Source organism: Bradyrhizobium sp. LB13.1 (assembly GCF_054056815.1).
Map to the genome: position 1 here is coordinate 4,225,085 of NZ_JBSRYQ010000001.1, position 11,871 is coordinate 4,236,955.

At 59.3% G+C, this 11,871-nt stretch carries 10 protein-coding genes and 1 pseudogene; 3 read left to right on the plus strand and 8 right to left on the minus strand.

The features are described from left to right. Window positions 1-166: 166 nt before the first annotated feature. From ACVWYI_RS20065 to ACVWYI_RS20085, 5 genes are all read right to left on the minus strand, one after another. The gene (locus tag ACVWYI_RS20065) at window positions 167-3,454 is read right to left on the minus strand and encodes a non-ribosomal peptide synthetase (protein ID WP_456662979.1); all 3,288 of its coding nucleotides are present in this window, start codon (window positions 3,452-3,454) and stop codon (window positions 167-169) included. Between the two features lie 1,352 nt (window positions 3,455-4,806). Continuing rightward, the gene (locus ACVWYI_RS20070) at window positions 4,807-5,049 is read right to left on the minus strand and encodes a hypothetical protein (RefSeq protein ID WP_456662980.1); all 243 of its coding nucleotides are present in this window, start codon (window positions 5,047-5,049) and stop codon (window positions 4,807-4,809) included. A gap of 480 nt (window positions 5,050-5,529) precedes the next feature. Next, window positions 5,530-5,817 (minus strand): hypothetical protein, encoded by a 288-nt coding sequence (locus tag ACVWYI_RS20075; protein WP_456662981.1) that lies wholly within the window; start codon window positions 5,815-5,817, stop codon window positions 5,530-5,532. 294 nt (window positions 5,818-6,111) lie between these two features. Further along, entirely contained in the window at window positions 6,112-6,237 is a 126-nt protein-coding gene (locus ACVWYI_RS20080) for a hypothetical protein (protein WP_456662982.1), read from the minus strand. Between the two features lie 60 nt (window positions 6,238-6,297). Next, entirely contained in the window at window positions 6,298-6,702 is a 405-nt protein-coding gene (locus tag ACVWYI_RS20085; RefSeq protein WP_456662983.1) for a hypothetical protein, read from the minus strand. Window positions 6,703-6,749: 47 nt separating this feature from the next. On the opposite strand from ACVWYI_RS20085, the gene ACVWYI_RS20090 reads away from it, so the two are divergent. Further along, window positions 6,750-7,940 carry a sensor histidine kinase gene (locus tag ACVWYI_RS20090; RefSeq protein ID WP_456662984.1) on the plus strand — a complete coding sequence of 397 codons (1,191 nt, stop codon included), beginning with the start codon at window positions 6,750-6,752 and terminating at the stop codon, window positions 7,938-7,940. A 677-nt stretch (window positions 7,941-8,617) separates the two neighbouring features. Beyond that, window positions 8,618-9,328, plus strand: a complete 711-nt coding sequence (locus ACVWYI_RS20095; protein ID WP_456662985.1) for a family 16 glycoside hydrolase — start codon at window positions 8,618-8,620, stop codon at window positions 9,326-9,328. Window positions 9,329-9,643: 315 nt separating this feature from the next. Here the strand turns inward: ACVWYI_RS20095 and ACVWYI_RS20100 are convergent, their stop codons facing one another. After that, entirely contained in the window at window positions 9,644-9,835 is a 192-nt protein-coding gene (locus ACVWYI_RS20100) for a CsbD family protein (protein WP_456662986.1), read from the minus strand. 231 nt (window positions 9,836-10,066) lie between these two features. Between ACVWYI_RS20100 and ACVWYI_RS20105 the strand changes: the two genes are divergently transcribed. Continuing rightward, window positions 10,067-10,405, plus strand: a complete 339-nt coding sequence (locus tag ACVWYI_RS20105; RefSeq protein ID WP_456662987.1) for a hypothetical protein — start codon at window positions 10,067-10,069, stop codon at window positions 10,403-10,405. Window positions 10,406-10,622: 217 nt separating this feature from the next. Here ACVWYI_RS20105 and ACVWYI_RS20110 read toward each other — a convergent pair whose 3' ends face one another. Together ACVWYI_RS20110 and ACVWYI_RS20115 are read right to left on the minus strand one after the other, a co-directional pair. Beyond that, a complete protein-coding gene (locus tag ACVWYI_RS20110) occupies window positions 10,623-11,063 on the minus strand; it encodes a hypothetical protein (protein ID WP_456664554.1) in 441 nt (146 codons plus the stop codon). Further along, window positions 11,064-11,811: pseudogene (locus ACVWYI_RS20115) on the minus strand (IS5 family transposase). Window positions 11,812-11,871 lie beyond the last annotated feature (60 nt).

An 11,871-nucleotide genomic window follows, 5' to 3' on the forward strand; every position in this document is an offset into this window, starting at 1 on the left:
TGGCTGTCGATCCTGCTGCGATCGCCAGTTCATTTTCCCGCTCCAGCCTTTTCAAAATGGGGTGCAATTCATTTTTGGCCCACCGGTGGGCGCGCATGCCGACCTGCCGGGGCGGTACGGCATGTGGAAGAACGTGCACCAACGCTTCAGCCTCTGGCGCAGCGGTTCAGCTCGTGCTCTGTCGTATGCTGCGTAACAGCGCATCGAGTTCCTCCGGCGAGAGATTGACAAGGCGGTCCTTCAGTTCGCCCAGCTCCTTCGACCGTGCCTGCGGCCTGATCTCCCTCAATGCTTCATCTTCGACGCGCGGCGCCGCTTCGACCGCCCTCGAGAACCCTGCCAGTGTTGGGTTGTCGAACAGCGCGCGGATTGGGATCTCGATGTGGAACCGGCGTCGCACGCGAACGATGACTTGCATCGCAAGCAGCGAATTGCCGCCTAGATCCAAGAAATCGTCAGCGGCGTCGATGTCATCCTCCTTCAGCACAGTGCGCCAGATCTGCGCCACCTCGGCATTCACCGAGACCATGTTGAGTTCGGCCTCATGCCGGGTCGGCGCATCGGCGCACGCTCTGAGCGCCATCTGATCCACCTTGCCGCTCGGCAAGAGAGGAAGCGCGTCAAGGACGAGCAGTTTGGCCGGGACTGCTGTCGGCGGCAGCCGCTCCTGAAGATAGGCGCGCAGCTCGGTCGGAACGGGAGCCTTGTGGTGCTCTTGTCCGACGACGAATGCCACCAGCCGCTGCCGGTCGGCATCGCCAACGATCACGGCCGCGGCGTCCTTCACCGAGGCGTAGGCACGGAGCGCCGCTACGACTTCGCCGAGTTCCAGCCTAACACCCCGCAGCTTCACCTGATTGTCCGTGCGGCCGAGATACATCACGGTGCCGTCCGCCCGCCAGACACCGCGATCGCCGGTATTGAACAGCAGCGGAGACGGCGCGCCCGCGATAGGATTGGCCTGAAACCGCTCGGCGGTGAGGTCCGGACTGCGCCAATAGCCCAGTGCGAGGCAAGCGCCACCTGCGTGGATAACGCCGGGCAGACCTACCGGTGCGGGCTGGCCCGTACGGTCGAGAATGTATACCTGTGTGTTCGCAATGGGCTTGCCGATTGGCACGGGCCTGTCGTCCGCGTCCTCGACCTCGTGGACCAGAACGTCGGCCGCCACCTCCGAAGATCCATAGAGATTGATAAGCTTTCGGCCGGGGCAAGCCAACTTGAAACGCGTCGCGAGATCCGGCGCGAGCACTTCGCCGCTCACTGACCACATGCTTAGAGCTGGCAGGCGCCTTCCCAATTCGGGTGCGTGATCCAGCAGCACGCGCAGCAGCGTCGGCACGAGCACAATTCGGGTGACGCCATGCTGCCCTAGCAGCGTGATGAATGCCTCGGGATCGAGGACGATCTCATCTGGGATGATGACCGTCGGTACGCCCGCCAGCAGCGGTCCAAGCAACTCCCAGATTGCGTCAACGAAGCCGATCGACGTCTTGCAGCAGGCGACCTCGCCGGCGGCGAACGGATAGACCTCATGCATCCAGTCGATGCGGTTCATCAAACCTCTGGTCGAGCCCATCACGCCCTTCGGCACCCCGGTCGATCCGGACGTGAAGAGGACATAGGCGAGGTCGGAGCCGGGCTCGGCTTCGATGGTCCTGATCTGTTCGCTCCAAATGGCTGCATCCGGGTCCATCGGTACGGCCGTGAGGTGCCCGGGCAGGCGCATCGCCAAGGTGCGAAGGGTGAGCGCGGTGCGGCAGCCGGCCAGGCCGACGAGCTGTACAAGACGCTTGTCCGGCTGCGCCGTATCTAGAGGAACCCAAGGCACCCCGGCGATGAAGCAGCCCAGCATGGCTGCGAAGGCCTCGACGGAGCGGGGCAGGAAAATCGCGACCGGCCCCTCGGCGCTGACGGAACGACTGCGCAGGACCGTTGCAACCTGGCCGGCGCGCCGAGCAAGCTCGCCAAAGCTGATCCGCTGGCCGTCGGCGATGAGCGCCACGTCGCCCGGCCGTTCTGCCGAAATCGTGGCAAAGACCTCTGCTAGCGTGCGTTGCGGGTATTCGCGTGCCGTGGAATTCCAACCAAACACCGCGCGATGCCACTCGTCTTTCTCAAGCAGCCCAATGCTGCTGATCAATCGCTCCGGCGCAGCCACCACATCCTCCAGGATGCGCGAAAAATGCTTGGCCATCCGCGCCATCATCGGCTGGTCGAACAACTCACAGTCATATTCGAAGGAGCAAGCAAGCCCGTCACCTTCCACAATCTCGAGCGTGAGATCCAGCTTGGCCACGCCGGGATCGACTTCCATTTCCTCTATCTCGAGTCCGGCTAGCCGCGGCATTCGATGTCGAAAGTTCTGGAGCACGAACATGATTTGGAAAATCGGTGAATGGTCTCGCGTCCGCGGGCATTTCGATTCTGCCACGACCCGCTCGAACGGAACCTCTTGGTGCTCAAAAGCCTCAAGCGAGGCTGAGCGATTGCGGGCCAGCAGCGCAAGGAAGCTGGGATCGCCCGACAGATCGCCGCGCAGCGCTAGCGTGTTCACGAAGCAGCCAATGAGTGGCGCGAGATCCTCCTGTCGACTTCCAGACACCGGTGTGCCGACTACGATATCGTCAGTGTCGGCCCAGCGTTGCAGCAGGATCTGGAACACGGAAAGAAGACCCATGAAAAGAGTTACGCCGTGTCGGCGGCACAGCGCGCGGAACGGCTCGACGAGATGCGGATCTATGTCGAGCGAGAGACGCCTGCCACGGTGGGCTTGCACGGCGGAGCGCGGGCGAACAGTCGGGAGGGTCACAAGAGGCGGGGCACCGGCAAGCTCCTTCCGCCAGAAAGCAATTTCTCTCTCGAATTCGGCTCGCGCGTACAGCCTTTCCTGCCGTTCAGCGAATTCTCCGTATTGAAACGGAAGATCCGGTAAGAGAGCTGGCTTGTGGCTTCGTCCCGCGTCATAGAGGCACGCGAGCTCATCGAAGAACGTCCCCATCGACGCCCCATCGATGATGACGTGGTGGAATACAAGCACAAGCAGGTGCTCTTCGTCGGCTAAGCGAACCAGCGCCGCTCGGAAGTGCGGCGGTACGGAGAGATCGAAGGCGGTCTGGCACATCCGAACCGCAAGCGCGTCCGCCTGCATGCGGCGCTCGCGCTCCGTTAGGGAGGTGAGGTCATGCTCCTCGAGGACAAACCGGAGCCCGGCATGCACGCGTTGCAGCACCCTCCCGTCCTGCTCGACGAGACCCGTTCGCAGAACCTCGTGCCGCGCGACGATCTCATCAAACGCATGCTCGAGTATTTGTTTGTGGACCACTCCCTTGAGCCGCAGCACTCTGGGCAGGTTGAACGCGGGTGTACCTGAATAGACTTCGTTCGCTAACCAGAATGCGTGTTGCTGGGCGGAGGCCGCTCGTGGCTCGTTCCCGATCAAAAGGTCATGCAAAAGATAGCTCCGTTCCCGGACAATCTCTGCCCATTCTATACAATGTAAGGGATTGGTTCCATGCGGATTGGCAATCTCTCAGCGCAAAACCTTGCGCAGGTGAGGCGTCCGGCAGGTGCGCGTCGTTTTCAGTTTGGACCCGGAGTCTCGCGGATATGCTCCGGACGTTAGAGCCTATTACACCGATACGGACTTGAGTTTGCTGCGTCTGCGAAGCAATGGAATTCTCATTGGCGTTACGAGATCCTCCCCGGAAGCTCCGAAAGCTCCGCGACGCAAGCAGATAATCTGCTGCTGCCCGTGGTTTTTCGGGCTTAAAGTTGGGGCACGACCTAAAGTCGGTTCACTTGTGCTCGCAGCGATTAAACGCCATGAGGAGGCTCCGACTTTAATGCTTCGCTTCCGGGTGTAACCTGCATCTAGGCGGAGTTTGCTTCGTCATGCTAGACGCCATTCTTATTTTGCTGGGGTTTTTCGTATAAAGTTGAGCATCACGATTTTAATGTGCATTTATTTTGCGTGAGGCGCCAATGGATGTTTCCAGCGAGCGGTTTGGGACTTATTTCCGAGGAAGAACTCGATATAACGTTGAAGATAAAGCGGCTGCGGGGGGGAGGAGGCGTTTCCATCCAGTTCCGGGCAGTGTCTCGGAGCAGCGCAGCGTAGACTCCCGGCCTCAAAGGATTGATCCTCCTGCGGGGCCGGCTTTTTGGCCGCCGCCGCCCCATGCGGCCAGTTCACGCTGGGGCTTCTCTGATCTAATGGGTCGCAACTAGAGCTGCCATACTGAATGCGACTACGCAGGCAGCAGCCAAGGACCAGAGCGCTATAGCGATCTCTTGGGCATGGTCGTGGCCTCCTGACCCTTACTGCCGTACGAGCTTAGAGCGCATACCGATCAGCATTGTGTAGGCAAGCCGACGCCAAATCAGGTTCATCAGGACTAGCATGTGGCATCCCCGTACTTGATGCGGTCAGCGTCGACCTGTCATGTTTCAAGAAGATTTCGCCGGGGGCGCGAAATGGCTTCGTGCCGAGGGTAGGAGGGCGGCCCGCCGGTCCAAGGTGGCGGGCAACTACTGACGTTTTAGAAGCCCGTGGGCAGCCAGCGCTTCCCCCACCGCCTTGGCGAGAACGTTGCACCGTTGATAGTCCCCGGCATCGCCTGCGGCCGTTCCATCGAGTTCTCGACATGTGCCACCATCGAAGAACCACTTAGTGGTTCCAACAGCAGCTATCTCACCCGACATTTCGGACACTGCACCTGCATGCCCCACATGTGCCTTACGGAGCGATGATTCTCTAGCAGGGACAATGTCGTATCGCGCGACCGCCTCGGTTGGCGGCCTCTTTCACGAACGTCGTTGGCCGATCACGTGATAGCGGGCAAGTTCCGCTCTTGCGATTGCCCGGGCCTGCTCCAGCGCTTCCGCCCCGGTCAACAGGTTCGGCGCGAGCCGCCGTCCTGCGACACCGTCCCAGTAGAAATAGACGCTCGGCCGACCATCGGCGAAGCAGACTTCATAGCTGCCGGTCTGGGGCACAGCTTCGTGCTTACGTATGCGGATGTCGCCATCGAAACGCCGCGGCTCCAAGAGTCAAATTATCAATCGCTTGGGTCTCGGAACGCCGGCGAGCTACCGTGCGTCGCGAGCTTGCGGCTTTGCTGCAAGACGCCATCCGGCAACGTCTGCGGTCTGGAGACAGCCTTCGCAGGTCAGATAACCTGTAAGCATGGTGCAACCGCGCGAGACGTTGCCCAGCGAAGCGTCTCTCCGGCAATTTGGGCAGATTAACGCGAGTCTTCGCACTGGCCAGCGCTGCAAAACGACCCCCAGCATTGCGTCCCTCCAGTCAGAGGAGCGCTTTCAGAAGTTGCGATGTGCGTCAAAAAGGATGTCGACCGGGAAACAGCCACCCTTGTGGCCGGCCCGCCTTGCACCAAGCCCGCAACAGCTCGAGCAGATGCGGAGACAGCATCACGGTATCGGTCTTTGCGGCCCGTGGGGTAGCAGAAGTCCTCGCCTCCGTTGCAGACCGCCGCCTGTGACCCGAAGCGGCTGCTCGGTTGTGTCCTAAGAGCCGCTCCTGCTGCTGTCAATTTCGGCCCGAATGGCTTTGCGAACATCGATTAGCAGCAAGTTCCGGGCTTCAAAGGGATCTGGGGCCTTCTCAACGAAAGATACCTTGGGCAACACCACAGCAAGTGCGAACACCATGGCAGATTGTTCTGCCACATGTTCCTCAGTGTCAGGCTCAGCGGTCAAAGCCATTTTCTTCATAATCTCCCAGATGCCGGGAGAGTAGCTTTCCAAGGCCGCAATCGCTTCCCGGATCTGCTCATCGGTATAGAACGTGCCCATGAAGACAACACCTGCCACCCAATCTAGCCGGTACTCTAATTGCTAACATGATGGACGCAATCTGGAAAACGTCGGCAATTTGCCCGTTCGAGACATGCCGGCTCGATCTGACCACGTCCGCTTATTCGGCTAGACCGGAAGTCATCGCCTCACGGGCAAACCGACGCGATTGACCCACAGCGGAAGTCGCTGACAAGAAAATGACTGCCAAATATAGGTTGCTGTAGGGGAACTTATTCTCGTTTGGGTTGTTGCCATGCTGATACCGCAAGCAGCGGATCGAAGTGAAAAAAGTCAGCAGCCCAAAATGGTCAAATCACTGTCAGCCCTGGCGATCTTCTCGCTCCTCGGAGCATCGGTAATCGCCTTGCCGATTTTTGCCCCCAAGGTGGAAGCGGGCGAGGTCATGCCGATGGCCAAGGCAGACCGGCTTGACGTCCGACCGTCTGCGGCGAACTGCTCGGCACAGGTCTGGCCAGATTACGACGCATCCTGTTTGCGCAAACCCCGCTTCTCGCACGGTGATCGTAGAAGCTCGTCTTGTGACCGCCCGCCGGTAGCGCCTCTCCCAATTGTTCCCGCGGCATCGAGATCAGCCACGCCCATAGCGCCGCGCTCCGCAAGGAAATCAGTGAGCGGCTCTGCATCAATCTCGATCTGAAGCCGGTTGCAATGCCGCCGCGTCTGGCGATGCTGATCGACAATGGCGATCAGCCGTTGAACGAAGTGCCTGCTTGTTCTCCGTGTCCTGTCATCCGGCCCGAAGGCGCGATTTAGCTCGCTATCCTTGCCCGAAAGGCGCAGCAACGGTGATGCCGAAAAGCGCGGCAGCCAGTGAGTATCGGGGCGGCTGCCGGATCGACGTTTGCATACAAATTCGGGCAACTTCGCCGTGGTCCGGGATCGGCTCTCCGGCGAGAGAGAGGCTATCCATGTCGACAGATTTACCTCCGGTGCCGAACGTTCTTGTTGTTGAGGACGAGATGATTTTGCGCATGCGCGCGGTCAACATCGTGGAGGACGCCGGGTTCTGCCCTGTCGAGGCCGTCAACGCCGACGAGGCCATCTCGATTCTCGAGTCCCGCGCGGATATCTCTTTGCTATTCACCGATATTCAAATGCCCGGCAGTATGGACGGCTTGAAGCTCGCCCACGCGGTGCACGATCGTTGGCCTTCCATCAAGATCATATTGGTTTCCGGTCAAGTGCAGCCATTCGACGAGGAAAGGCCGGCAAACAGCCGGTTCTTCGGCAAACCGTTGGGTGTCGAACAAATGATCACCGAGTTGCAGGGCATGGTGGGCGTTGGAGCGTTAAGGATTGTCCCGGACGCAACCGGATGGCCGGCGGAACAGGTGCGTCTAGCGCTGGAGCCGACTGGCTTGTCTCCCAGCTCACCGCAGGAGGTTGCCCTAGCGGCGGAGAACGACAGCCTACGCCTTTTGCTCGAACAAGCCGGAATCGATGCCGAGACCCTGCTCGTCCAGGCGGGCATCGACGCCAGAGAGCGAGAGGCGGCGGATAAATTGCAGAAGCTGATTCTTGGGGAACTTCACCATCGTATCAAGAATACTCTGGCGACCGTCAGCGCAATTGCCTCCCAGAGCTTCCGTTCCGCGCCCAGTATCGAGCACGGTCAAAAGGCAATGGACGGCCGGCTGATCGCGCTGGGACGGGCTCACGATCTGCTAATGCAGGTCAGTTGGGCAAGTGCCAGTCTCAATCACACCCTAAGCAGTGCGACGGAGCCTTATGATCGTCGGGAGAGCAGACGCTTTCATTTCAACGGACCCGATATCAGGATTACTTCTGTAGCCGTAATCGCGCTTGCGATGACGTTCAACGAACTGTGCACCAACACGACCAAATTCGGTGCCTTGTCCGTTCCCGCTGGACGCGTGGAGATTGCCTGGACCGTAGACGAGCTGAAACAGCGACTTCGCCTTGTCTGGACTGAACGAGGGGGTCCGGAGGTTGAGCCACCGACGCGCCGAAGCTTCGGCACCCGAATGATGGAGTCTCTCGGCCAACAATTGAACGGCCAGGTGCAGCTCGCATATCAGTCGGGTGGGTTCATCTACTCGCTGGATGTCCCACTTGGCTCAGTCGCGGCGGCGGCGTGAATATCGTCTTTTCCGCTTGTGACCAAAAGCAGACGCGCGCTGATTCAGTCATCAGCCGCCGCCAAACTTGGATGGATCATCGTAGGCAGGAGGATCGTCGTGATCGGTCCGGAGACCTCCCGGAACGGAATCGTCGCGATAGATGCGCACGCCGCCTGGAGTGATATAGCTCGGGGTGACCACCTGGCCAGGACGCGTGATGGCTTGTCGCGAGTTGTGATGCCACCTTGGCGCGGCGTTCGCAGAAGCACACGACGCGAACACAAGGCGTAATCCCAAGACAAAACGCATTGCATTTTCTCCAACCAAGCCCTGTTGTATGTGGTGCGCGCGCTGCTCCTTGCTTTCACATTCGAACGGTGGTTTTGGCTTATCGCGTTGGTTGGCACACCGCAGCGACATGTCCGGAGCACGAGTAGAGCGGAATTCGTCCCACTCGGGGACCGACCGCCGCCTTTGGCCCGTCGCCGACCTTCGCTTACAGGGCCGCTATGTCTGCCTTTAGGAGATAAGCCGACCCCAGCTCAAGTCGCTATGAAAGTCAGACTGTGACCCGGAACGGACTCTTCACGTCAAGACCACACGTCCGCTGGAAAATAGCGTAGCCTACTATTGCTGTTACGCAATCGTCCCCTACGTTTCTCGCACGTTAACCACCCAAAATCTTCAGGATGACCATGTTTGCCAGGATCGGCTTCGCCGTTGTCATAACATGCGCTACCGTAGCCTTTACCGTCCCGGAGGCTAATGCTGCGGATACCGAACTCTCACTCGCACTCGATAATGCCGCACAAGTTGTGCCTCGTAACGTCTCGGTGCGGGCGGTCGATTATCATGGAGGCCCGGCGCTCGAGGTTCGACGCCTCATCTCGGGGGCCGATCCGGACATCGACACCTTTGCCTTCGTGCCGGGCTTTGACTTCCATAACGGAACCATCGAGGTTGAGGTTGCCGGCAACCCATTGCCCGAGGCCCCCCCAGGCGCGCGCGGCTTCGTGGGAGTAGCGTTTCGGGTCCAGACGACTGACGGGTCTTTTGCCAGTGAAGGAATTTATTTGCGCCCGACCAACGGGCGTGCAGACGACCAAGTCCGGCGCAATCACTCAACGCAATATTTCGCATATCCAGGTTACGACTTCGCCCGCCTCCGTCGCGAGGCACCGGCGCAGTACGAGTCCTACGTCGACTTGATCCCGGGCGAATGGACCGCCATGCGCATTGAGGTACAAGGCACGACCGCCAAGTTATTTGTTGGGGAGGCTCCACAACCAGCTTTGATCGTCAACGATCTCAAGCGGGGAGCAGACGCGCACGGCAGCATTGGGCTTTATGTCGACAACGGTACGGATGGGCATTTCCGGAATCTGCGCATCCGGCGGACATCTTGATGATGTAATGATAGTTCCAGAGTCCGGGTATGGCCCTTCGGTGAAGTGGCAGCATCGTTCCACGAGGTCCGCTTATGCGCTTGCGCGGTTGATCGCGAAGACGGTCTTGAGCGAACAACTTGTTCTATCGCCGCTTAGCGTCCTGGCGTTTTCACACAGCCAAGGCCCTGAGCCGACATAGGACCGCTTCACTTACGTTCATGCGATTACGCGAGGCAAAGACCCCTGGGCTAGAGCGCTCCAAAGCTTGTCGTGGGCCCGACAGAAAAGAAAAGCCGCCTGAGGCGGCTAGTTTCAGACGTTCCCTTCTTCTACTTATTTCTTGAGGGCGTCAGCGGCGTCTCGCGCGGCGTCCTTCACGTCTCCCGCAGCGTTGTGGGCGGATCCCTTGGCCTTATCCATCTTGCCTTCGGCTTCCAGGTCCTTGTCCCCGGTAAGCTTGCCAGCCCCCTGTTTGACCGCGCCTTTTGCCTTGTCGGCGGCGCCCTTCACATGTTCACGGTCCATGATCGTTACCCTTCTTGTTCGAAACGAGCACAACGAAACCGTCGCGCGGTCGTTCCTGCGAGACGCGCAAATGCTCTTGCACAATAAGATTTAGCTGCAGCGGGGCACTAAAACACCGATCGCCTGTCTGTCAGTTTCTTCGCGAAATGTGTCAATGCTGCAGTCACAAGTTTTCACCAGTTTGGCGGAAATGTTCGAGGATGCGCACGTTGATGAAGCGACGGGGCCAAGATGGAGAAACAGCCATGCGATACATATCTGTGGCATTGCTTTGTCGCACTTCCAGCGTTATCAATACCTGCTGCCGCCCAGCAGCAAACGGAGGCGACGACTCAGTCCGGCGTTGCTCAAAACGTGCAAACTGAAGCTGACAAAGGCGTAAAAACCCGCAATTCCGGCTACGTTGGCAATCAGGACCGGCCTGGCGCGGCTTCTCATGCACCGGGAGAGACAACCAACGCGGTCGGGACGACAACAGGTAGCAGTGCGCCCGCCAATCAATCAAACATCAATAGTTCGCAGGCCGACTACAACGCTTCCTTGAAGGATGGCTCTGCGCCAAAGAAATAACAGCTTGCGACGAGCGGCTTGGAAAGAGAGATCGCCCGCGATCTGCCAGCGGCACAAGGAGTGAAACCCGCGAGAACGCTAAGCGGGTTTCTCTGTTTGCACAGGCATTGCCGCTTTAGGAGAAGTCGCCTCCTGGCCCAAATGCGAAGTGCACGATGTCCGCAATTTGGGTCGCCATCGGGGAAAAGCGGACGTCGCACACAATCCGCGTGCGGACTTACTGCGCTAGAAATCCGAATGCGACAACCAGTGCCACCATGCTCGCGAAAATCAGCAGTGCCGGGAGGGATTTTCGGATCATTGGTCTCGTCGAATGGCGCGCAGCCGATTGACCGGGTTGAGGTCTAGGCGGTCTCTGGGATCGCTCGACTTTGCCCTCTGTCGTTGGCGTCTGAGCCTTTGGTTCCGGCGCTGCGCCTACGCCTCCCATCTCGCTGTAATAAGCGCTGTAGACCTCGCGAACGGCTAGGGCCATGGACTCAGCCTCGCTCATTGTCTCGAGCCGAGTTCGATAGTTAGTCAGAAAGCCTTGGCCGCTCGACGGCAGGTCATCGAAACCACCGAGCTTGGCCATCATGAGCCAGGTGGCAAAATCTGCCTGAGCCTTCGTGCGCGCTTTCTTGGAGATACTGGCGTTGGAGCTAGGGTCTGTTGGGATTCATCTGGAGTTTATCGCGGCCGCGGCCAGATAGATCATTGAAGTGAAGCTCTGGTCGGTCTTGTCGGCGCGCATTGCGATGCGCTTGAATTCCTTGAGCTTGCCGAAGAAGTTCTCGATGAGATGCCGCCATTTGTACATCTCCTTGTCGATGGCGAGAGGCTGTGCACGGCGCGGATGCTGGGAGATGACGACTTTGGCGCCACGCGCTTCGAGTTCGGCGATGATGGCGTTGCTATCGAAGGCCTTATCAGCGATCAGCGCGTTGAAGGCCAATCCCTCGATGAGCGGCGGCACGCCCACCGTATCGAAACGCTGTCCCGGCAGGAGCACGAAGCGAGATTGCCGAGCGCATCGGTGAGCGCCAGAATTTTGGTGGTCATGCCGCCTTTCGAGCGGCCGATCGCCTGGCTTTGCGTCCCCCTTTTGCGCCCTGACCGTGGCGGTGGACCTTGACGATGGTGGCGTCGACCATGGCGTATTCCATGTCGGGATCGTCGGAGATGGCCTCGAACAGCCGCTTCCAGACATCCGCCTTCACCCAGTCGCGAAAGCGCGTGAATGTGCTATTCCAGTGGCCGAACATCGCCGGCAGATCCCGCCAGGGACTGCCGGTTCGGGCGATCCACAGAACGGCCTCGACAAACAGTCGGTTGTCCTTGCCGCTGCGGCCCGGATCTCCCGGCTTGCCAAGACAATGCGGCTCCATCTTCGCCCATTGGGCGTCAGTCAAAACGAATCGGTCCATCCCAAGCTTGAATCACAACCAAGCCCCGATGAGAATCCTGAATCCCAACAGACCCTAGAG